Raw genomic sequence first — 20,220 nt, 5'->3', positions numbered from 1 at the left:
TCTCGTCCGGCACCGACAATCGCGACTGAGCGATGAGGCCTGCTCGTGGACCAACACGGCGAAATTGCCGAGCCGAGGCCGCACCGCTTCGTGCTGCCGCGCGGCGATTTACCTGATCGCCTACGACAGCTGGCAGGTGCGCGGAACCGGTTGAAGCAATGTGTCCGTCGACGAGGCCTTCGTCCTGGCGGACTGGGTGCGGGAGCAGGAGAAGTTCGACCGCGGCGTGCGGGCCTGTGAGGTGGGCGGGACCACCCGCTCTACGCCACCCCGTCCGGGCGATCTTCCCGGCCGCGATCAATGCAGGCACGCTGGCGATGGCGGAGGGCGCGTTGGCGGCCTTCGTGAACCACACCCGCGGCCGGGTGGCCGTAAACGGGACCGTGACGTCGGCTGATCCCGTCATTTGGCCGCCTCGGGTGATGTGGCCGAGGACATCGCGGCCAGCCGCACCCACTTCCCGGACGGCGGGAGACGCAACCCCCGGGGACGGCACGCAAGATGCACCACCGGACACGCCGTTCGACTGCCGCAGGCGTCCAGGAAGTCTCGGTGTGGTGAAGGTGCCCATGGTGTCGTGTCAGATCGTTATGGTGCTCGCGAGGTGTTTGTTCTCGCTTGGCGGGCCGTCGTGGCGATGCGGTTCGATATGGGGTCGTCGGCGTTGACGAAGCAGACGCAGGGTTCCAGTGATGATCTGGCGCATCGACACGCACGCCGACCGGAAACGGCAAGAACGCCACCGAACGCGCACCACACTGCACACCCGATTGACCGAGCTGGCCCGCAAGCAGGACAACCTCCTGCGGCAAGCCGAGGACGCCGATCCGGCTGATCCGTTCATCCAAGGACTGAAAAGCCGCTTCAACGAACTCGACGCTGAGGGTGACACCGTGCGTGAACGCCTCGCGGAACTCGATCAGCAAGATCGCTACGACCATGCCCCCGAACCGGGTCAAGTCGAGCTGCTAGAAGCGCTCCCGAAGCTGCAGGTGAACCTGCACCACGCGCCACCGCAGCTTCTGGGACGGCTGTTCGACCTGGTCCAGCTCACGATACGAGTGCACTACGCCACCGACGAGGCAACGGTCACGATGCGGCTACCCGGCGATGAGATCCTCGGCTTGCAGACACTCTCCGAAGGCCTCAACCAGGACGAAGACACCAGCATCTGCACAAAAGGCGCAGGTCGCAGTCAGTGTGCAACCTGTACGTGCCCCCGGGCTGGTTCGTGCAGGCCGCGCACGGAATCGCGTTCCGGCCGGGCGAGGACTGAGCATGTCGACGTGCACGCTGAGCCACTCGTGCTTTCGGTGAGGCTCCCGCTCGTGATGCAACGTCGCGGAACTCGGAAGTAGCGGCACAACGCCTTCGACGTCGTCGCGCTCGTTAGTTGGCTGTCGCTCGTGTCGAGTTCGTTCTTGAGCTCAGGCTGCTCGTATGGAGCCGGTTCGCCGTGCGGGTGGTCCGAATCGTGGATGAACCCGTGCGGGTCTTTGAGCTGGATCAGTGTGTCGAACCCGCTGCGTACGAGTCAGGGAGCCTTTCAGCGCCTCGGGCAGCGTTTTGACCTGTGTGGTCAGGCTCGCCCCGACGCTGGTGGCGTCCTTGCCGGGCGCCCGCGCGAGCATGACGAAGCGCGAGTGCCGCTCGACCAGGGTGGCAATGTGGCTGCTTTTCGCCCCGGTCAGCAAGTCTCCTTCCCAGTGACCAGGCGCGGCGCGGTCGTCGGCTTCGGCGGGACGCTGCCGGATCGAGACCGCCTCGGAAATATCGTCTCGTGCGACACGGACATACCCTCGGACGGTTCATAGTGGCGGGCAAGCCAGCCAGCGATTTGCTCGGGTGACCAGTCTTCGGCCAGCTTCGCCGCCGCCAGCTTGCACAGCGTGTCGTTGCGTTGCAGCAGACAGGGTTTACGGCGGCGCATGTTGTCCCACACCCGCTCGTCGGCGGCGGTGGCACGGTATGTGGCACGTCCGCCGTGCCGGTTGACCTCGCGGCTGATCGTGGACGGCCACCGCCGCAGCCGGCCCGCGATCGCGCGGAAGGACTCTGTGCGGGCCAGGCCACGAGAGATCTCCTCACGCTCGGTCAGTGTCAGTGCCCCCTCGGCGCGGGTGCGCACGGCCGGCACGATGCCGCCGCTGGCGGCCACCACCCCGTGAATCGAGCCGGCTATCTTGTCCAGCGCCCGGCCGATCTCGCTCAGCGACTGACCGTCCTTCCAACGCTGCCACACCTCGCGCTTCTGCTCGTCCGACAACCCTGGACGCCCGATCTTGGCCAATCGCAATACCTCCGGCACCACTTCTACCCCAGGTGTTGGTCGAAGCCGACCCGCGTCTTGAGCTTGATCGTCGCGACAGCGTCGGCGAGCGAAGCGCTCAACACGCCCTCGGTGTTGTCGGGGTCCCGAAGTGCTCCCCGCCCAGCCGACCGCACCGACGAGGCGTCGTCAACCGGTCGGTGTGGCGAACCAGAAGCCGAGTATCAGCAAGGTGACCGCGACGATCCACGCCTCGAACGCTGCGCGGGCAGGGGTCGGCGCAGCACGCAGCTCCATGAAATCGAGCATGACGAACCTAACTTTGAGTCCGGCGATCAGGAACGTGCCCAGCATGGCGACTGCCGGGCTGAAAACGTCCTTCGAGAACATCCAGGTGGATACGCAGGTCGCCACCACGAGGGCCACCCAGACGACCGTTGCGCGCTCGCGCATCAACCACATCGATTACCTCTGCAAGTACAGGAGCGGGAACAGGACGATCCAGAGCAGGTCCACCAAGTGCCAGAAGGACGCCACGCATTCCAGAACCGTGCTATCGCGGGGGAGAAAAACCGCCCGTCGCGTCCTTGTCCACACATACCCGAGCAAAGCGGTGCCGACTAGCACATGGAGTAGGTGGATACCGGTCAGCGCGAAGTACCACATGAAGAATCCGTTCGTGGCAGGGGTGATGCCGGCCGAGAACTTCTCCCCGTACTCGACGGACTTCGAGATGGCGAACAGCAGTCCGGTGAGTGCTCCTCCGAATAGCAGGCGGGGTGTGCCAGCCGAAACCCCTAGTTTGGCGGCTCGGACGGCGAGCGCCACCAGCCACGAGCTTGTGATTAAGAGGAGTGTGTCCGCACCGGCCAGGCTGAAGTTCAACGTTCGCCGTGCGGATTCGAACAGGGCCGGTTCGGCATAGCGATCCTTCATAAAGCTGAAGAACAGGAGCGCGAAGATGACGGCGTCGGCTCCGATGAACACCCAGACGCCGTCCACCCCGGGAAGACGTCCCCTCTTGTGCGGCTCGGTCACTGTCATCGTGCACGGTCCTCCGCTTTAGGCTGATGCTGCTCCGGTGCGAGGCTTGGGGTGGCCCGATGCTTCTGTCAGTAGAACCGCCCGGGCTGACCGCGGCAATCTCGTGATCACGATATTTTCGGATCTGCCCGGTGACATCTCCCGAAAGGCCGACCTTTCTTCCTCGTGGGAGTGGTGCGGTTCGTCTTCTGGGTTGCTTAAATGATCTTCCACAACGTCTTGTTTCGAAATTCGTTTTCCGTCGGCGTCTTCTTGGTAGGTGTATCCATGCAGGACACAGGTAGGATCAGCTCGCAGAAGATCGGACTCTGGTGTAACTGGATCTTCGTTGCGCTCACGATCGTCGGTTGGTTGGGCGTGGCTCACTTCTACGCGCCGGCGCCGGGGGACCTCGGGCTCGGTGGCACCAAGGTGTGGTTCAGCGAAACGCATCGGTGGGGAACGCTCATCGGTTGCACGTTGTTCTACATCGGCGCCGGTTTTCTGACACCGGGATCAATCCAGTTCGGCATCATGCTGGCGAAGGTCGAAGGGCGCCGACCGCTTTTCTCTTACACGACCGCCGTCTCCGGGGTGTTCATCTCGTTGATCGTCTTTTTCAACTGCTGCGCGTGGATCGTTGCCGCCTACCGGCCGGAGACTGGAGCTGATGTCATCCAGAGCTGGTACGACTGGGCTTGGATGGCCTTCTTGCTCGGCTGGATCTACCTCGCGGTTGAGATGGTCGCTTCCGGCTTGGTCGAACTCCAGGATCACCGGCCGAATCCCATGATCCCGCGTTGGCTGACGGGGCTCACCTTTGCCGGAGCGGCGTCATTGTTCTTCGCAGCTGGACCGGCCTTCTTTAAGAGCGGGCCGTTCGCCTACCACGGGCTGCTCGCGTTCTACCTTCCGGTCTTCGTCTGGGGTGCGTATCTGACGCTGACGACTTGGTACATGTTCAAGGAGCTCGAGCGCGAAGCTGCGGGGGTTTCGGCTGCGGACCGCGCGCCAGTTGGGTGAGCATGCCCTCACTGCCGACCGGCAGGTCTGCGCCCACGGGGCACGGTTCGCCGATGACGGACGCGCTCCGTGCGCCGTGGGCGGTCGTCAGGTCTGCGGTGGTTGGCCGGGGTTGGCGCTGAACCGCACCGATGGTGGGAAGTCGCTGTCTCCCATGCATTCGCCAAGCGCGTCCGCGTCGGCGCGGATCGATGGGTACATCGCGGCCAGCCGAGTCAGGTGCTCCGCGCTAGCAGGGTAGTGGTGCATCGTGACGATGCCGCGAATCAGCTCCGGGTCGATCATGGGTGCTCCGTGTCGTCGTGGGTCGCTTGGGGCGGAGTGCGCAGGTGCCAGTCGGTAGTGGCTTGATAGGCGTCGGCGACGCGGAGCACTTCGGCGTCGTTGAACGGGGCGGCGGCGAGCTGAAGGCCGAGCGGCAGACCCTCGGCGTTGAATCCCATTGGAACGGAGGCCGCCGGGTTGCCCACCGCGTTCCAGTACGGCGTGTACATGGCGGGCCACTTGGGTCCGAGGGCCACTTCGCCGGCATCGTCGAGCGAAACGGCTGCGATGCCCGCGGTCGGCATGACGACGACGTCCACCGAGGCGAACAGCTCGCGCAGCGCGAGCTGGGTGCGGCGTCGAACGCGTTGTGCCTGCACATAATCGACACCGGTGATGAACGGGGCCAGTCCGAAGACGCCGCGTGCGCCCTCGCTGAATTCCTCCCAGCGGTGGCGTAGGTTCTGCGCGTGATAAGCGCCGCCCTCGCTTATCAAGGTGATGATCGTGGCGGTGCAGGCTTCTTCGTAGTGCGGCAGCGCTACGCGTCGGGTTTCGGCTCCCAACCGTCGGAGCACTTCGACAGCGGTGTCGAAGCAGGCGGTCACGTCCGGGTCGCGGTGCTCGGCGGCGACGTCGGCCATCGCGGCGACACCGATCCGCAAACCTTGCAGATCGGTGCGCTCGTCGGCCGTTCGAGCGGAAAAACGGGGTCGTGGCGCGGAATCCGGATCCGACGCGTCGTGCCCGGACATCACTTCGAGCATCAGGGCGCAGTCATCGGCGGTTCGCGCCATCGGTCCGATGTGGTCGAGCGAGAACGCCAGCGGCACCAGGCGCGATTTCGGAACCCAGCCGAAAGTCGGCTTGAGCCCGGAGACGCCGCAGAAAGTGGCAGGCCACCGGATACTGGCCGCGGTGTCGGTGCCGACCGCGCCGAGGAACAGCCCGGCCGCGATCCCGCTCGCGTTGCCGGAGCTCGAACCGCCCGCGTACCTGCCGCGGTCCCACGGGTTACGGGGCATCGGGAACGGTTTGGTCGCGTCCGGCGTGCCGACCCCGAACTCCATCGTGGTCGTCTTGCCGAGGACGATGGCGCCCGCCTTCCGGAGTCGTGCGACGGCGCTGCCTTCCGCTCCGTCGCCCCACCTCGTGTCGAGGACGAGGCTTTGCGCGGTCGTCGCGCCGTCGCGGGTGGCCAGCAGATCCTTCACGGCGATCGGCACGCCGTGCAGGGCTCCGAGTGGGCCGCCCTGCGCGGCGAGTTGATCGGCGCGTTCGGCAGCAATGTAAGAGGACTCCCGGAACCGGCTGTTGTACACGCCGATCAACGGGTCCCACGTCTCCGCTGCGGCCCACGCCTGTTCGACAAGTTGCTGGCTGCTGGTCCGTTGCGTCGCTACCTGCTCGGCCGCGGAACGGAGGGTGTTGGGTGACATGGTGGACTCACTCCGTGCCGGTCGCAGGAACTCTGGCTAACGTGCTTCGTCGGTGCTGTCAGGGCGCAGTGGACGTTGGAGTTGTCGCAATGCCGTCGGTCCCGCACGTTTCTCGGACGCGCGTCCTACGCAGAAGCGCGAGCTCGTTGGAACCTGTGGAGCTCTCCAGCGTTTCCGGCCGGAGCGCGGGCTATCCACGCCGGGGTTCCTTCGTGACGCTCGACGTGACCGACCACGTGTTGAGCTCATCCCCGCCGTCGATCGTCAGCAGCTGCCCGGTCACCATGCCCGCGCTCGGCGAGGCGAAGAACGCGACGCCGTCGGCGATGTCAGCCGGATCGACGAACCCGTTGGGGAGGCGTCCGAGCCAGGCGTCCTGGACTTCCGATGGCATCGACAAAACACCGCTGCTGGACGTCATCCCGGGCAGGACAGCATTGGCTGTGATGCCGTTCCGAACGTTCTCCGCGGCCACGGTCTTGACCATCCCGATCAGCCCTGCCTTGGTCGTCGCGTAGGAGACTTGCGCCGGCATGCCTTGCGTGCCCGCAGTGCTGGAGATGAGCACGATGCGGCCGGAACCGCGCTCTCGCATACCTGCCAGACACGCCTGGAGCACGCGGAACGTGCCGGTGAGATTGACGTCGAGATCGCGCTGCCAGGACTCGTGGTCGAAGGTGTGCGCGGCGCCGAACCCCGTGGTGCGGGCGGCGTTTCCGACGTACACGTCGATCGGGCCGAAGTCCGGGAGGTCGGCCCGGGCGGTGTCGAGCTGCCAGGTGCAGCCGGGTTCCCTGTCGAGGGTGACCACCTCCATGCCGTCGGCTTCGAGACGGGCGACGATCGCGCGTCCGATGCCTCCTCGGCGGGCCGCTCCGGTCACGAGAGCTCTATATGCCATGGGAATGCCGCCGTCAGGGTCGGTTCGCGGAAGTCGCTCGACCGCTCGCGAACATGTCTTAGACATTGGACTGACCATAATAATGTTCAACGCAGCCGGGAGCCAGAGGCAAGGCGGCATACGGCGTTGATCACTAGCCCAGGTAGGCGCCCGCGCCCGACGTCGGCCCCGCCGCTGCATCGGCGGCGCCGTGGTGGCAGCGCGCCGGGGCTACGACGCTGCGCACGTTTGGACGCTCCTGCACCCCGCGAGTTCGCCGGCAAGTGTTGTCGATGGAAGCCCTTGCCCTGCGCGAATCGATCGGCGTCGTGGTTGAGATCGTGTGGTGGAACGTTCGCAGTCGATCACCTTCCTCGCGTCGGCAGCTGACGGGCAGGTTTGGAACCCGTGAACGAGCGTTATCGAGCGCATCTTCCTGTGAGGGGTCCCGTACGGATCGTCTCCAATGTTGCTGGCCCTTGTTGGGTGTTCACGGGAGTGTTCCGCATTCCTCGGAACGTCGTTGTGCCAGTTCATGGGCTTGCCCGGAGGGTGGTCGGACCCCGGCGTGCTGGCGAGCGTTCTCCCGGGAGGGCAGCTGCAAGCCGCGGTTGCCGTGCTTCGTGTCAAGGGGCAGCTGAGAACTTCCGTTTTGGTCTGTCCTTTATTATCGTATGCGAGATAGATCGGGGTGAGGGCCGGTGGGGAGCCCGCACGCGTGCACCAGATCAGGACGGGAGAAGTCAATGAGCAATCGAGTCGCCTTCGTGACCGGTGGTGCGCAAGGGATCGGTGAGGGGATCTCCAAGACCCTCGGTGCCCAGGGTTTCCGCGTCGCCGTGGCCGACCTCAACTTGCAGCGCGCGAAGGAGACTGCCGGGGCCATCACCAGCGGTGACGGCAAGGCGGTTCCGGTCGAGGTCGACGTGACCGACACGGGATCGGTCGAGTCCGCGCTCAAGACCGCGGCCGACGAGCTCGGGCCGGTCGAGATCGTGGTGAACAACGCGGGCTTCGACGACTTCATGAAGTTCGTCGACACCACCGAGGAGTTCTGGGACCGCATCCTGGAGGTCAACTTCAAGGGCGCGTTGCGGGTGGTCAAAACGGCGGTGCCCGGGATGATCGACCGCGGGTGGGGCCGGGTGGTCAACGTCGGTTCGGACGCGGGCCGGGTGGGGTCCTCGCTGGAGTCGGTGTACTCCGGGGCGAAGGGCGGGATCATCTCGTTCACCAAGACCCTCGCGCGCGAGGTGGCGACCAAGGGAATCACCGCCAACACCGTGTGCCCGGGTCCGACCGACACTCCCGCGCTTCGCAAGTTCGCGGACAGCTCCGGGCAGGACGCCGAGAAGGTCATCGGTGGGATGACCAAGGCGGTGCCGATGCGCCGGCTCGCAGAACCCGATGACATCGCCGCGGCGGTGGCCTTCTTCGCTTCGGACGCGGCCGGGTACGTCACCGGGCAGACGTTGTCGGTCAGCGGCGGCCTGACGATGGCGTGACGGTCACCCGGGCGTACTGAATCGGAGCGGAGGGACAAGGATTTGGCGGTGCAGGACGGCGCGTTGTGGCAGCCGGTGCAGCATTACGACGACATCGGCTACGAGCACAGCGGGGACGGAATCGCGAAGATCACCATTCGCCGCCCGGAGGTGCACAACGCCTTTCGCCCGCAAACGCTCGTCGAGATCTCCGACGCGCTGATGCACGCCAGGGAAGATCCCGACGTCGGCGTCATCATCCTGACCGGCGAGGGCACCGAGGCGTTCTGCTCCGGAGGGGATCAGCGGGTCCGCGGCGACACCGGATACCTCTCCGAACCGGGGGAAGATCGGGCGGTCGGCCGGTTCCACGTGACCGACCTGCAGGTCCAGGTCCGCCGGCTGCCGAAACCCGTCGTGGCGATGGTGGCCGGCTACGCGATCGGCGGCGGCAACGTGCTGCACCTGATCTGCGATCTGACCATCGCCGCCGACAACGCGCGCTTCGGCCAGACGGGACCGAAGGTCGGGTCGTTCGACGGTGGTTTCGGTGCCGGCCTGCTTGCCCAGCTGGTCGGATTCAAGCAGGCCAAGGAAATCTGGTTCCTGTGCCGCCAGTACGACGCGGCGACCGCTCGCGAGATGGGGCTGGTCAACACGGTGGTGCCGCTGGAGGACCTGGAACGCGAGACCATCGCGTGGTGCCGCGGGATGTTGGAGCTCTCGCCGTTCGCGCTGCGCCTGATGAAGGCTAGCTTCCACGCCGCCGAAGACGGGTTGTCCGGTGTCCAGCAGCTCGCCCACGACGCAAACCTGCTGTTCTACGCCACGGACGAGGCCCGGGAAGGACGAGAGGCGTTCAAGGAGAAGCGCCCTCCGGAATTCGGGCGGTTCCCACGGCGGGCCTGACTCTGTAGGCAACTCAGGAAAGAGGTTTGGTGCGATGGCTGAAACCAGCGGATCCGCCGTGGTGTGGCGCAAGGAGGGCGACGCCGTCCTGCACATCACCCTGAACCGGTCTCCGGCGAACGCGCTCGGGCCCGCGATCATCGACGGCATCAACGGCGCGCTGGACGAGGCGGACGCCGACGAGGCAGTGCAGGTCGTCGTCGTTTCCTCGGCGGTGCAAGGGTTCTTCGCCGCCGGCGCGGACATCAAGCATATGTCTTCAGTGGACGCGGAGTCGTTCACCGCGTATGGGGATGCGTTGCGTGAGGCGCTGGACCGACTCGCCGTGCCCGAGCGGATCAGCATCGCCGCAGTGGACGGCGTGGCCCTGGGCGGCGGTTTGGAGCTCGCGATGGCGTGCACCATGCGGGTGGGCGGTGCAGCTGCGCGATTCGGGCTCCCGGAGGTCAAGCTCGGGCTCATCCCGGGCGCCGGCGGGACTCAGCGGTTGCCGCGCCTGGTCGGTCGCGGCCGCGCCCTCGACATCATGCTCACTGCCCGCCAGGTGCCCGCCGACGAGGCGCACGCGATCGGGCTGATCGACCGACTCGCCGCGGCAGGCGAGGCGGAGCGGGACGCATTGGCGTTGGCCGAGCAGCTGCGCGGCCCGTCGCTGCCGGCGCAGCAGGCGGTGGTCCGCACCGTCGATGCGTCCTTCGACGTGCCGTTGCGCGAGGGGATGGCCTACGAGGTGTCCCAGATCCAGGGGTTGTTCGAGCACGGCGAGGCCAAGGAAGGCATCACGGCCTTCCTCGAGAAGCGTCCGCCAGAGTTTGCCTGACCGCCAGCAGATCGGTGCGGCCGACCGCACCGAACGGACTCGCCGCGCACGATCCGCACCCCGCAACGCGGGTGTGCGCGGCGAGATCCGCTCGCGAATACATGCGGTAGACGCCGAACGGGAAGAGGTATCCACCATGTACGGAGCGACCATTTTCAGCGCCGGTTACGGCCCGGAACGTTTCCGGCGGGCGGCCGAACTCGCCGTGGAGGCAGAACGGGCCGGATTCGATACCGTGTGGACTGGAGAGCTCTACAACCGCTCGGCGACCGTGCCGATGGCGACCCTGGCATCGGCGACCGAGAACGTCCGGATCGGTTCCAACATCGCCTATGGCGTCGGCCGGTCACCGCTGATGTGGACTGCCGAAGCGCGCGATCTGGAGGAGCTTTCCGGCGGGCGGATCATCCTGGGCCTGGGCAACGGGACCCCGAAGATGATGGAGCACTGGCACGGCGTGAGCGGCGAAAGCCCGGCGGTGCGGATGGAAGAGCTCGTCGAGGTGCTGCGCAAGCTCTGGAAGCTGCACGAGGGACCGGTCGACCACGACGGACGCTTCTACACGGTGCACGTGAGCCCGACCAGCGACGTACCGCCGCCATACCGGGACCGGTTGCCGATCTGGATCGCCGGAGTCAACCCGCGCATGGTCCAGGCGGCCGGCAAGGTCGCCGATGGGCTGGTCGGGCACCCGATGTTCACCGGCAGGTACATCGACGAGCTCGTCCGCCCGGCGCTGGAGAAGGGGACCGCGCGCGCAGCGCGCTCGTCGAGCGAGATCACCTTGAAGGGCATCCTGATGTGCTCGGTGGACGAGGACGAGCAGGCCGCCCGCCGACAGCTGGCGTATGCGATCGGGCAGTACGCGCCGTCCCGCGTCTACGACCGGCTCTTCGAGATGCACGGGTGGGCCGAGGAGCAACTGGCGATCCGCGAGGCTGCGCGCCGCGGTGACGTCGATGCGCTGGTGGCGGCCGTGCCCGACGAGGCCATCGACGAGATCGGCGTTGCGTGCACGCCGGACCAGCTCTCCGAACGGGTGGCCCGGCACGCCGCGCACTACGACCACGTCAACCTCGTCGTGCCGCCGTGGGGGTTGAGCCCGGAGGCGGCCGAGGACTCGACCCGGACGATCATCGAGGGGATGCGCAAGGGCCTCGGGCATCGAGCGGCGTGAGCCGGAGCGGACCACGAGCGCGCATCGGGAAAGAGGCGACGGCCATGGAAACGCCGACGTTCGACCAGGTGATGGAGCTGCCGACGCTCGTGGAAGCCGTCGTGCAGCCCGACTTCATCGACATCAACGGGCACATGAACGTGCGTCATTACCTGGAGCTGAACGCGGACGGCACGACGGTGGTCTGCGAGCGGGTCGGGATCGACGACGACTACCGGGCCAAGCGGCGCATGGGTGTGTTCACCTCCGAACACCACATCCGCTACTACAGCGAACTCCACCTGGGCGAGAAGCTCTCGGTGCACCCGGTCGTGCTCGACCGCAACGAGAAAGTCGTGCACATGATGGCCTACCTGCTGGACCAGACCCACCGGCGGTTGTCCAACACCCTCGAATTGATGCTGGTGCACGTCGACCTCGACACCCGCCGGACTGTGCCGATGCCTGCGGAGATCGCGGACGGATTCGACCGGTTCATCGCCGAACGCGAGGCACTGCCGTGGAAAGCGCCGGTATGCGGGGTCATGGGCGTGCGTCGGTAGCGGTACGCGAGGTGGATCCACTCGTCGTTCTCGACCGGAGGCTCGACTCGGGTGCTGCGCAAATCATCGGAGAGGGAGCGAGAAATGCAGGATGCGGTGCTGGTGGCTGGGGCGCGGACGCCCATCGGGCGATTCCTCGGCGGGCTGGCTGAGCTAGCGGCCCCCGAACTCGGTGCCGTCGCGGTTCGGGAAGCGCTAACCCGCGCACGCGTAGAACCGTCCGAAGTGGACTCCGTGGTGCTCGGCAACGTCGTGCAGGCGGGCAACGGCGCCAACCCGGCGCGCATCGCGGCCGTCGAGGCCGGGGTGCCGATGTCGGCTCCCGCCACGACCGTCAACAAGCTCTGCCTGTCCGGACTGGCGACGGTGGCGCAGGCGGCCCAGCTCATCGCGGTCGGCCAGTGCGAAGTTGTGGTGGCCGGCGGGATGGAGTCGATGTCCAACGCCCCGCACCTGCTCCGGCTGCGCGAAGGGTGCAAGTTCGGCACCCGCGATATTCCGGACTCGCTCGAGAACGATGCGCTGACCTGCGCCTTCGACTCAGTCCCGATGGGCGCGGCGACCGAGCGCTACCAGGCGGGACTGGAGATCTCCCGCACCGATCAGGACACCTTCGCCGCCGAATCGCACTCCCGCGCCGCGCGCGCGACGGAGAGCGGCCACCTGGCCGAGGAGATCGTCCCGGTCCCCGCGCGGAAGGGGACCGTGGAGTACGACGAGGGAATCCGGCCGGGCACCACCGCGGACAAGCTCGCCAGGTTGCGGCCGGCGTTCTCGGCCGAGGGCACGATCACGGCCGGCTCGTCGTCGCCGCTCTCGGACGGCGCGTGCGCAGTGGTGGTGATGAGCAAGCGACGGGCATCGGAGCTCGGGGTCGACTGGCTCGCCGAACTCGGCGCCTACGGGACGGTCGCCGGCCCGGACCCATCACTGCTGCTGCAACCCGCCGGCGCGATCCGTGACGCGCTGCGGAGGGACGGTTCCACAGCTGTTGACGAGCTCGACTTGGTGGAGATCAACGAGGCATTCGCCGGGGTTCCGCTCGCCTCGACCCGCGAGTTGGAGCTCGATCCGCCGCGGGTCAACGTCAACGGCGGTGCCATCGCGCTGGGCCATCCGGTCGGCATGAGCGGCGCTCGGCTGGTCCTGTCGATCGCGCACGAGCTGCGGCGGCGCGGTGGCGGAATCGGTGCGGCAGCCTTGTGCGGTGGCGGCGGTCAGGGCGATGCCTTGCTCGTGCGGGCTCGGGGCTGACGTCGCTGCGGCGGGCGTGCATCGTGCTGTCCTACGAAGAACTCCTCGAACAGCATTCCGCCGAGCTGCGGTTGAGCAGGCTCGTCGGCGGCAGGGGAGGGCTGTCGGCGATCGTGCGCGCGGGCGCCGAGTTGACCGGCAAGGTCACCGCGCTGTTCGACTTGCACGATCGCCTGATCGCCCGCGCCGGACCGGAAGGATTCAAGCGGGCTTCGGTCCCACCGGTCGCGCGGAGCCGCGCGGCAGTTCCCGCCGCGGCCGAGGCACGGAAACCGGTTGTCGTTCCCGCTGACCCGGTGGCGCAACTGTACCGACGTCAACTCCTCGGCGAGATCTTCGTCGACGACGCGGTGGTCGGATGGCTGGTCGTGCTGGAGCATCCGACCCCGTTGCGCGCGATCGACGCGTTCCTCGCGATGCGCATGGCGGAGCATCTGGGGCGCGAGTTCCTGGTGCAACGGCGAATCGCCAGCGTCGCCTGGAACGCGCGCGCGTCGCTGGCCCGGCAACTGTTGCGTGGGACCTGCGATCAACAGGATCTGCGCAGCAGCGGGGAATACCTCGGAGTCGACATCAGCGCGCGGCGCGTGCTCGCCTACGTCCTCGACCGCGATCGCGAGGACGTCGACGACGAGCAGCTGGCTGTCGACCTCGAACATCAGCTCCGCCTGGACGTGCTGGCCGTACGGGGGTCGGAAGGAACCGTGCTGCTGGTCGAAGCGCCGCGCGAAACCAACCCGATGTCGACGGTCGCGCACGTGAAGACGGCCCTGAACGCGGTCACCTCCCGACTGCCCGGGAATCGGATCGCGGGCGTCTCGTCGGTGAGCGAACCGTCGCGCCTGCGGCGGGCTTATCGGGAGGCGCGGGAGGTCGCGCATTGCATCGACCGGTTCGTGCCCGCCTCGTCGCAACGCCGCGTGCTCGCCGTCGATGATCTGGGGCCGGCGAGGCTGTTCCTGGCCAACAGCGACGCGGAGTCGGTGCGCGGCTACGTTGACGACGTGCTCGGTCCCCTGCTGGCCGGCGATCCGCGCGGGACGAACCACCTGCTGACCTTGCAGAAGTACTTCGACACCGGGCGCAGCGTGCGCGCGGCGGCGGCACGGCTCGGAGTCCACGAGAACACGGTCCGGCTGCGGTTCGAGCGCATGCACGATCTCACCGGGTTGAACGTGCTCGGCAACGCCAGTGATCAGCTAAGCGTCCAGACCGCGTTGCTGGTCGTCCGCCTGCAGGGCCATCCAGCCGTCTCCGTGATCGATCCGGCGGCGGCCGAGTGCCGTCCGGAGACCGCATGACCAGCCGTGAACGTGCCGTGGCGCGTTCGACCTGACATCGCCAGAACGGAGCGGACCTGATGCGCGCATTCGTCATAAACGAGCTTTCCGGACCCGAAGCCGGCGCGATCACCGAGATTCCCGCACCGGAAGGGGCGCATCCGTGGACCGAAGGGCAACGGCTGCTCATCGAAGTGCACGCGGCCGGAGTCTCGCTCCCGGACCTGCTGCAAACCCGCGGGATGTACCAGCATGCGCAGCCCGTGCCGTACGTCGCGGGCGGAGAGGTCGCTGGAGTGGTTCGGGAGGCTCCGCCGGGATCCTCGTTCGTTCCGGGCGACCGAGTCGCCGGGCTGACGGTGTTCGGTGCGTTGGCCGAATACGCCCTCGCCCTGCCGGACTACACCATCAAGCTGCCGTCCCATGTGGACTTCGGCGCCGGTGCGGCACTGTACCTCAACTACGCGACCGCGTGGTTTTCCCTGTATCGCGCTGGATTCGTGGCGCATGATGTCGTACTGGTCCACGGCGCCTCGGGCGGAGTCGGCACGGCGACGTTGCAGCTGGTCCGGGCGCGCGGCGGTGTGCCGGTCGCAGTGGTCTCCAGCGAGGTGAAGGCGCAAGCGGCGCGGGAGGCGGGGGCGAAACACGTTCTGCTCAGCAGTGGCCCTTGGGCGCAGCAGGCCAAGGAGCTCACCGGCGGCCGAGGAGCGCAGGTGGTGGTCGATCCGGTCGGCGGAGACCGCGTCACGGATTCGCTGCGTTCGTTGGACGTGGGCGGCAGGTTGGCGGTGGTCGGGTTCGCCGCTGGCGAGATTCCCGAGATCAAGCTCAACCGGTTGTTGCTGCGGGACCTCAGCGTGGTCGGCGTCGCGTTGGAACCGTACGCGCGCCGCTACCCGGACGTGCTCCGGACGCTGACGGCCGAACTCGAGAACATGGCCGCACAAGGCCAGGTCTGTCCCTTGGTCGGCCATCGGCTTCCGATGGAGCAGGCCGCAGAGGCGCTTTCGCTGATCGATCGGAGGAGAGCGGTGGGCAAGGTGATCGTCGACATCCGAGACGACTCGGGTGCCTGAGGTTCCGCTGCACCCACGACGCGCTCGCTAGAGCAGCAGCACACCGCCGTCGACAGGCAGGCTCACGCCGGTGATGTAGGACGAGGCGTCGCTGGCGAGGAACACGGCCGCGGCGGCCACGTCCGCTGGGTCACCGATCCTGCCGATCGGTATCCGCGCGTCGATGACCTTCCGCTGGTAGTTCTCGCTGTAGTGCGCGGTGGCCTCGGACGGGAAAACGCCCGGCAACAGCGCGTTCACGCGGATGCCCTGCTCGCCCCATTGGGCGGCGAGATCCCGAGTCAGGCCGAGCACTCCGGATTTGGCCGCGCTGTAGCCCGCCGCGGGCATCTTCGCGGTGGTCACCGCCATCACGCTGGAGATGTTGACCACCGAGCTGCCCGGCTGCATCACTCGCCCGCACGCCTGCGCCATCCAGTATGCACCGTTGAGATTGATGTCCACGACCGACCGGAAGTGCTGCGGTGGATCCTGTTGTGCGGGGTGGTACTCCCCGCCGTAGCCGGCGTTGTTCACCAGAACGTCCACGCGGCCGAACCGCTCGATCGCCGCGGCCACGAGCGCGTCGCAGCTGTCGGGTTCGGTGACGTCGGTGGGAGCCGCGATCGCCGCGGCACCGGTGTCCTCGATAGCCGCGCGCGTTCGCTCCAGGTGCTCGGTGCGTCGCGCCCCGAGCGCCACGCTGGCACCTGCCTGCGCCATGCCGTGCGCGAAGGCAACACCCAGCCCGGATGATGCACCGGTCACGACCGCGACCTTCCCGTCGAGCCGGAACCGGTGCAGCAGCTCGTTCGGCGTGTTGGTTCGATCGTTCATGCCACGCTTGTAACACTGTGGGAGCGCTCGGCCGAAGCAGTTGGTGCGTTGCCGGTGTGGAGCTCTCCAGTGCCGGTGCCGCGGAACGTTTGTGCGCGTGGCTTACCGCGCGAATCGTGGCCGTGTGGCTGAACTCGATGAGACGGACCTGCTCGCCAGGGCCGACGCGGCGGCTCAGCGGCACTGGCCCTGCGCCAGGGTGGGCGGGCTGCGCCGACTGCACGGTGGTGTGTCCAGCTTGACCCTGGCCGCGGACTTGGACCTGCCGGGAGCGCCGCTGCAGCAGATCGTGCTGAAGGTCGCGCCGCCTGGGCTCGCACCGGTCCGGAACCGCGACGTGCTGCGCCAGGCACGGATCTTGCGGTCCCTAAGCGCCGCCGGAGCGGTCGTCCCGCCGGTTCTGTTCGAAGATGCGGGCACACCGCCGTTCTTCGCCATGCACCACGTCCGCGGAGACGCCTTCGAGCCCTGCCTGGACGTGGCGAACGACCCTCCGTGCCGGGCTGTCGTCGATGCGCGGGCCCGAACGGCTGCGCGCATGTTGGCCGACCTGCAATCCTTGGAACTCGCTGCTCTCGGCGTTGCTGACGAGCCCGTGGTGCCCATCGCCGCAGAGCTGGACCGTTGGGCGCGCCTGCTCAGCACCGTGGACCCCGAGATCTGCCCGGGGCACGCGCAGTTGCACGAGAAGCTTGTGGCCGAAATCCCGGATCGCTGCGCACATCCGACGCTGGTGCACGGGGACTACCGCCTGGCCAACATGCTGTTCGATGGGCCGGAACTGACGGCAGTCATCGACTGGGAGATTTGGTCGATCGGCGATCCCCGGATCGACTTGGCGTGGCTGCTCATGCACACCGATCCGGTACACGCGTTCGCGGAATCCAGGGGTCCGGCGAACTCGGCGGCAGGAGCCGGTATGCCCGGAGTTCATCAACTGCTGGCGGAGTACCGCGCGATTCGCGCCGTCGAACTGCCCGCTATGGACTGGTTCCTGGCGCACAGCTACTACAAGACGGCCTCGACGATCGCCGCGCTGGTCAAGCGCAACCGGAAGGCTGCGCATCCCGACCCGTCTCTCGAAGTCGCCGCGCGAACCCTGCCGGACCTGATCGAACGCGGGCGCGCAGTGCTGGCGCGTGCCGATCAGTGGAAGTAGGCGATCACCGCGGTAGCCGCGCACGCGGGCTTGTCCTGCCCCGCTATCTCAAAGGTCTCCTCGATGGTGAACTTCGTCCCGCCCGAGATGTCGTCGGCGCGGCTCAGGGTCGCGCGCATCCGGATCCGCGAACCGACCGGCACGGGCGCGACGAAACGGACCCGTTCATACCCGTAGTTCAGGCCGAACGGACCTTCCCGCAAGGAATAGATCTCGTAGAGGAACTTCGGCCCCAAGGACAGCACGTAGAGACCGTGCGCGATGGTCGAACCGAGCCCCGCCCGCACCGCGTGCTCGTGGTCGATGTGGATGGCCTCGAAGTCGTCGGTGGCGCGCGCGAACGCGGTGATTCGTTGCTGATCGATCTCGTGCCACCCGCTCGTGCCCAGCTCCCGTCCGACGAGGGAACGTAGCTCTGCGATTCCGTTCAGATCCAGCACGGCCGGCAGCAGAGCACGCACCGGTGTCCCGCTTCGACCGGACGCGCAGTCCACGATGTCGAAGTCGACAGCGCACCTGGTCGCTGCGCTCTTGCGAACCCCGAACCCCGCCATACGCTCGGCCGCCGCCCACCAGTGGAAAGCCCGCGGTGGCAACGGAAGGAGTGCAGCCGATGGAGTGGTCCGTTCCTGTTGAGATCGCGGGGTTCATCGACGAGCTCGACGCATTCATCACCGCCGAGATCAAGCCGCTCGAACTGCACAACCCGGAGTTCTTCGACCACCGCAGGGAATTCTCGCGCACCGACGTCGAGCGCGGCGGCATCCCGACCGCGCAGTGGCGCGAGCTGATGGCCGAGGCCCGCAGGCGCGCGGACGCGGCGGGCTTCTACCGCTTCCCGCTCCCGCCCGCGCTGGGCGGACGCGACGGCAGCAACGTCGCGATGGCGGCGATCCGGGAGCATCTGGCCTGGCTCGGCCCCGGCCTGCACGCCGAGCTCTCGCACGAGGCATCGGTGGTCGCCAACTTGCCGCTTGCCTTGGTGCTGCACGAGTTCGGCACTGCCGAACAACGCCAGGAGTACCTCGGGCCGTTGGTGGACGGGGAGATCGAGCTGGCTTTCGGGCTTACCGAGCCCGCTCACGGTAGCGATGCCACACATCTGGAAACCACCGCCCGCAAGGACGGCGACAGTTGGGTGATCGACGGTGCCAAGCGGTTCAACAGCGTGGTCGACGTGGCCACCGCGGACCTCGTCTTCGCCCGTACTTCCGGGCAGGACGGCAAAGCCGACGGTATCACCGCGTTCTTAGTTCCCACCGATACGGCCGGGTTCGACATCCCGTACTACCACTGGACTTTCAACATGCCCACCGATCACGCCGAGGTGCGTCTCAGCGGTGTCCGCGTGCCCGAGACCGCGGTGGTGGGCGAGGTCGGCAAGGGGCTGGATTGCGCGCAGCTATTCGTCCACGAAAACCGCCTCCGGCAGGCCGCCTCGTCGCTCGGCGCCGCCCAATTCTGCATCGACGAGAGTGTCCGCTACGCGCAGGAACGCGTCGTGTTCGGCAAACCCCTGCACGAACACCAGGGCGTGCAGTGGCAGCTGGTGGAGTTGCAGACCGAGGCCGAGCTGGTGCGCAACAGCGTCCAGAAGACCGCGTGGCTGATGGACCGGCACGGCAAAACCTCGGCCTCCGGCCGGGTCGCGATGGTCAATTACCGGGCCAACCAGCTGGCATGCTCGGCGGCCGATCGCGCGATGCAGGTGCACGGCGGTGTCGGCTACACGCGGCACAAGCCCTTCGAGCACATCTACCGCCACCACCGCCGCTACCGGTTGACCGAGGGCACGGACGAGCTGCAGATGCGGCGCATCGCGGCCGAGATGTTCGATTTCAAGTCGCGCCGCGACTCGACGGCCCGGTGACGCCTGACGGCGGAGCGAACCTCGTCAGCGCTGCTACAAAGCCAGTGGAGCGCATTGGGGTCTTGTGCGACCATCCGCGGAGTCGTATGGTCTAAAGGTCGGACCGTGAACGGAGGGTGGTTCTGCATGGCGGGTGAACTGGTCCGGTACGAGCTCGATGAGCACGGCGTGGCCGTAGTGACCCTCGACGATCCGGACACGCGCAACGCGCTCAGCGATGAACTCCTCGACGAGCTCTTGGACGCATTGCACGCGGCGAAGGCCGACGACGGCGTCCGCGTCGTCGTGCTGGCCTCCTCACACGAGCGTGTCTTCTCCGCCGGCGGCAACCTCAAGGCGTTCGCCGATGACCGTCCCGCGGTGACCAAGTACGCCGGGCTTTACCGGTTCCCGCGCCTGTTCAAGCTCATCGGCGGACTCGGCAAGCCGGTGCTCTGCGCGGCCGGCGGCGACGTGCTGGCCGGGGCCTTCGGGCTGGCGTTGGCATGCGATCTGGTGGTGACCAAGGAGTCGGCGCGGTTCGGCTGCCCGGAGATCAACGTGGGCGCCTTCCCATTCATGATCTCCGCGCTGATCTACCGCAACGTCGACCGCATGAAGGCCAACGAGCTGATGATACTCGGCGACAAGATCACCGCGGCGGAGGCCCGTGAACTGGGGATCGTCAACAAGGTCGTTCCGGACGAGGAGTTCGACGGAGCGGTCCGCGACTGGGCGCGTCGGATCGCGGTGAAATCACCGCTGCTGATGAAGCTCGGCAAGGACGCCATCAACAGCACTCGGGACCTATCCCTCGACGCGGCCCTGGACCACCTGCAGGGGCAGCTCGCGCTCGCGTTCACCACCGAAGATCTGACCGAGGGCGTACGCGCCTTCCGCGAGAAGCGCGAGCCGGTGTGGTCCCGGCGGTGACCGCGGCTTCGCAGCCTGAA

Annotated in this window: 21 protein-coding genes; 13 read left to right on the top strand and 8 right to left on the bottom strand. The window is 67.2% G+C overall.

Annotation, left to right across the window (positions count from 1 at the left end):
* The first annotated feature begins 692 nt into the window (after nt 1-692).
* On the top strand, nt 693-1,358 hold the full coding sequence (locus V1457_RS24240; protein WP_338597078.1) for a hypothetical protein: 666 nt from the start codon (nt 693-695) through the stop codon (nt 1,356-1,358).
* Between the two features lie 329 nt (nt 1,359-1,687).
* On the opposite strand, the gene V1457_RS24235 is transcribed toward V1457_RS24240, so the two are convergent.
* From V1457_RS24235 to V1457_RS24225, 3 genes are all read right to left on the bottom strand, one after another.
* Complete coding sequence (locus V1457_RS24235; protein WP_338597076.1) at nt 1,688-2,290, bottom strand: helix-turn-helix domain-containing protein; 603 nt, start codon at nt 2,288-2,290, stop codon at nt 1,688-1,690.
* 168 nt (nt 2,291-2,458) lie between these two features.
* Complete coding sequence (locus V1457_RS24230; RefSeq protein ID WP_338597073.1) at nt 2,459-2,731, bottom strand: cytochrome C oxidase subunit IV family protein; 273 nt, start codon at nt 2,729-2,731, stop codon at nt 2,459-2,461.
* Between the two features lie 3 nt (nt 2,732-2,734).
* Nucleotides 2,735-3,313, bottom strand: coding sequence for a cytochrome c oxidase subunit 3 (locus V1457_RS24225; protein WP_338597071.1), 579 nt, complete (start codon nt 3,311-3,313; stop codon nt 2,735-2,737).
* Nucleotides 3,314-3,514: 201 nt separating this feature from the next.
* Between V1457_RS24225 and V1457_RS24220 the strand changes: the two genes are divergently transcribed.
* Nucleotides 3,515-4,315 carry a hypothetical protein gene (locus V1457_RS24220; RefSeq protein WP_338597069.1) on the top strand — a complete coding sequence of 267 codons (801 nt, stop codon included), beginning with the start codon at nt 3,515-3,517 and terminating at the stop codon, nt 4,313-4,315.
* 87 nt (nt 4,316-4,402) lie between these two features.
* Here V1457_RS24220 and V1457_RS24215 read toward each other — a convergent pair whose 3' ends face one another.
* The 3 genes from V1457_RS24215 to V1457_RS24205 all read right to left on the bottom strand — a co-directional run bounded on the left by V1457_RS24215 (nt 4,403) and on the right by V1457_RS24205 (nt 6,901).
* Nucleotides 4,403-4,600 (bottom strand): hypothetical protein, encoded by a 198-nt coding sequence (locus V1457_RS24215; RefSeq protein WP_338597067.1) that lies wholly within the window; start codon nt 4,598-4,600, stop codon nt 4,403-4,405.
* Nucleotides 4,597-6,018 carry an amidase gene (locus V1457_RS24210; protein WP_338597065.1) on the bottom strand — a complete coding sequence of 474 codons (1,422 nt, stop codon included), beginning with the start codon at nt 6,016-6,018 and terminating at the stop codon, nt 4,597-4,599. Before V1457_RS24210 ends, V1457_RS24215 begins: the two co-directional genes overlap by 4 nt.
* 190 nt (nt 6,019-6,208) lie before the next feature.
* Nucleotides 6,209-6,901: an SDR family NAD(P)-dependent oxidoreductase gene (locus V1457_RS24205; RefSeq protein ID WP_338597063.1), complete on the bottom strand. Its 693-nt coding sequence runs from the start codon at nt 6,899-6,901 to the stop codon at nt 6,209-6,211.
* A gap of 743 nt (nt 6,902-7,644) precedes the next feature.
* Between V1457_RS24205 and V1457_RS24200 the strand changes: the two genes are divergently transcribed.
* The 8 genes from V1457_RS24200 to V1457_RS24165 all read left to right on the top strand — a co-directional run bounded on the left by V1457_RS24200 (nt 7,645) and on the right by V1457_RS24165 (nt 15,443).
* On the top strand, nt 7,645-8,403 hold the full coding sequence (locus tag V1457_RS24200) for an SDR family NAD(P)-dependent oxidoreductase (RefSeq protein WP_338597061.1): 759 nt from the start codon (nt 7,645-7,647) through the stop codon (nt 8,401-8,403).
* Nucleotides 8,404-8,451: 48 nt separating this feature from the next.
* A complete protein-coding gene (menB, locus tag V1457_RS24195) occupies nt 8,452-9,291 on the top strand; it encodes a 1,4-dihydroxy-2-naphthoyl-CoA synthase (RefSeq protein ID WP_407074719.1) in 840 nt (279 codons plus the stop codon).
* A gap of 34 nt (nt 9,292-9,325) precedes the next feature.
* On the top strand, nt 9,326-10,111 hold the full coding sequence (locus V1457_RS24190) for an enoyl-CoA hydratase-related protein (RefSeq protein ID WP_338597059.1): 786 nt from the start codon (nt 9,326-9,328) through the stop codon (nt 10,109-10,111).
* Between the two features lie 136 nt (nt 10,112-10,247).
* Nucleotides 10,248-11,288, top strand: a complete 1,041-nt coding sequence (locus V1457_RS24185) for an LLM class flavin-dependent oxidoreductase (RefSeq protein WP_338597058.1) — start codon at nt 10,248-10,250, stop codon at nt 11,286-11,288.
* Between the two features lie 44 nt (nt 11,289-11,332).
* Entirely contained in the window at nt 11,333-11,830 is a 498-nt protein-coding gene (locus V1457_RS24180; RefSeq protein WP_338597056.1) for a thioesterase family protein, read from the top strand.
* A gap of 84 nt (nt 11,831-11,914) precedes the next feature.
* Nucleotides 11,915-13,084 (top strand): acetyl-CoA C-acyltransferase, encoded by a 1,170-nt coding sequence (locus V1457_RS24175; protein ID WP_338597055.1) that lies wholly within the window; start codon nt 11,915-11,917, stop codon nt 13,082-13,084.
* Between the two features lie 23 nt (nt 13,085-13,107).
* The gene (locus V1457_RS24170) at nt 13,108-14,385 is read left to right on the top strand and encodes a helix-turn-helix domain-containing protein (protein ID WP_338597054.1); all 1,278 of its coding nucleotides are present in this window, start codon (nt 13,108-13,110) and stop codon (nt 14,383-14,385) included.
* 59 nt (nt 14,386-14,444) lie between these two features.
* Complete coding sequence (locus tag V1457_RS24165) at nt 14,445-15,443, top strand: NADPH:quinone oxidoreductase family protein (RefSeq protein WP_338597053.1); 999 nt, start codon at nt 14,445-14,447, stop codon at nt 15,441-15,443.
* 27 nt (nt 15,444-15,470) lie between these two features.
* Here the strand turns inward: V1457_RS24165 and V1457_RS24160 are convergent, their stop codons facing one another.
* Nucleotides 15,471-16,259, bottom strand: a complete 789-nt coding sequence (locus tag V1457_RS24160) for a glucose 1-dehydrogenase (protein WP_338597052.1) — start codon at nt 16,257-16,259, stop codon at nt 15,471-15,473.
* Nucleotides 16,260-16,383: 124 nt separating this feature from the next.
* On the opposite strand from V1457_RS24160, the gene V1457_RS24155 reads away from it, so the two are divergent.
* A complete protein-coding gene (locus V1457_RS24155; RefSeq protein ID WP_338597051.1) occupies nt 16,384-17,418 on the top strand; it encodes a phosphotransferase family protein in 1,035 nt (344 codons plus the stop codon).
* On the opposite strand, the gene V1457_RS24150 is transcribed toward V1457_RS24155, so the two are convergent.
* On the bottom strand, nt 17,406-17,879 hold the full coding sequence (locus V1457_RS24150) for a MaoC family dehydratase (protein WP_200073079.1): 474 nt from the start codon (nt 17,877-17,879) through the stop codon (nt 17,406-17,408). The two genes, V1457_RS24155 and V1457_RS24150, sit on opposite strands and share 13 nt — an antisense overlap.
* Nucleotides 17,880-18,031: 152 nt before the next feature.
* On the opposite strand from V1457_RS24150, the gene V1457_RS24145 reads away from it, so the two are divergent.
* Together V1457_RS24145 and V1457_RS24140 are read left to right on the top strand one after the other, a co-directional pair.
* Nucleotides 18,032-19,288 (top strand): acyl-CoA dehydrogenase family protein, encoded by a 1,257-nt coding sequence (locus V1457_RS24145; protein WP_338597050.1) that lies wholly within the window; start codon nt 18,032-18,034, stop codon nt 19,286-19,288.
* Between the two features lie 126 nt (nt 19,289-19,414).
* Nucleotides 19,415-20,200 carry an enoyl-CoA hydratase/isomerase family protein gene (locus tag V1457_RS24140; protein ID WP_338597048.1) on the top strand — a complete coding sequence of 262 codons (786 nt, stop codon included), beginning with the start codon at nt 19,415-19,417 and terminating at the stop codon, nt 20,198-20,200.
* The last annotated feature ends 20 nt before the right edge of the window (nt 20,201-20,220 follow it).

Source organism: Saccharopolyspora sp. SCSIO 74807, from assembly GCF_037023755.1.
In the GTDB taxonomy this organism is placed as follows: Bacteria; Actinomycetota; Actinomycetes; order Mycobacteriales; family Pseudonocardiaceae; genus Saccharopolyspora_C; species Saccharopolyspora_C galaxeae.
The sequence above is the reverse complement of the archived record's forward strand: the minus strand, read 5'-3'. Positions and strand labels throughout refer to the sequence as shown.

Bases quoted from the DNA above. Each gene is read 5' to 3' on its own strand.
- V1457_RS24240 (WP_338597078.1), top strand. From the start codon at position 693: ATGATCTGGCGCATCGACACGCACGCCGACCGGAAACGGCAAGAACGC.
- V1457_RS24230 (WP_338597073.1), bottom strand. From the start codon at position 2,731: ATGTGGTTGATGCGCGAGCGCGCAACGGTCGTCTGGGTGGCCCTCGTG.
- V1457_RS24225 (WP_338597071.1), bottom strand. From the start codon at position 3,313: ATGACAGTGACCGAGCCGCACAAGAGGGGACGTCTTCCCGGGGTGGAC.
- V1457_RS24220 (WP_338597069.1), top strand. From the start codon at position 3,515: ATGATCTTCCACAACGTCTTGTTTCGAAATTCGTTTTCCGTCGGCGTC.
- V1457_RS24215 (WP_338597067.1), bottom strand. From the start codon at position 4,600: ATGATCGACCCGGAGCTGATTCGCGGCATCGTCACGATGCACCACTAC.
- V1457_RS24210 (WP_338597065.1), bottom strand. From the start codon at position 6,018: ATGTCACCCAACACCCTCCGTTCCGCGGCCGAGCAGGTAGCGACGCAA.
- V1457_RS24200 (WP_338597061.1), top strand. From the start codon at position 7,645: ATGAGCAATCGAGTCGCCTTCGTGACCGGTGGTGCGCAAGGGATCGGT.
- V1457_RS24190 (WP_338597059.1), top strand. From the start codon at position 9,326: ATGGCTGAAACCAGCGGATCCGCCGTGGTGTGGCGCAAGGAGGGCGAC.
- V1457_RS24185 (WP_338597058.1), top strand. From the start codon at position 10,248: ATGTACGGAGCGACCATTTTCAGCGCCGGTTACGGCCCGGAACGTTTC.
- V1457_RS24180 (WP_338597056.1), top strand. From the start codon at position 11,333: ATGGAAACGCCGACGTTCGACCAGGTGATGGAGCTGCCGACGCTCGTG.
- V1457_RS24175 (WP_338597055.1), top strand. From the start codon at position 11,915: ATGCAGGATGCGGTGCTGGTGGCTGGGGCGCGGACGCCCATCGGGCGA.
- V1457_RS24165 (WP_338597053.1), top strand. From the start codon at position 14,445: ATGCGCGCATTCGTCATAAACGAGCTTTCCGGACCCGAAGCCGGCGCG.
- V1457_RS24160 (WP_338597052.1), bottom strand. From the start codon at position 16,259: ATGAACGATCGAACCAACACGCCGAACGAGCTGCTGCACCGGTTCCGG.
- V1457_RS24145 (WP_338597050.1), top strand. From the start codon at position 18,032: ATGGAGTGGTCCGTTCCTGTTGAGATCGCGGGGTTCATCGACGAGCTC.
- V1457_RS24140 (WP_338597048.1), top strand. From the start codon at position 19,415: ATGGCGGGTGAACTGGTCCGGTACGAGCTCGATGAGCACGGCGTGGCC.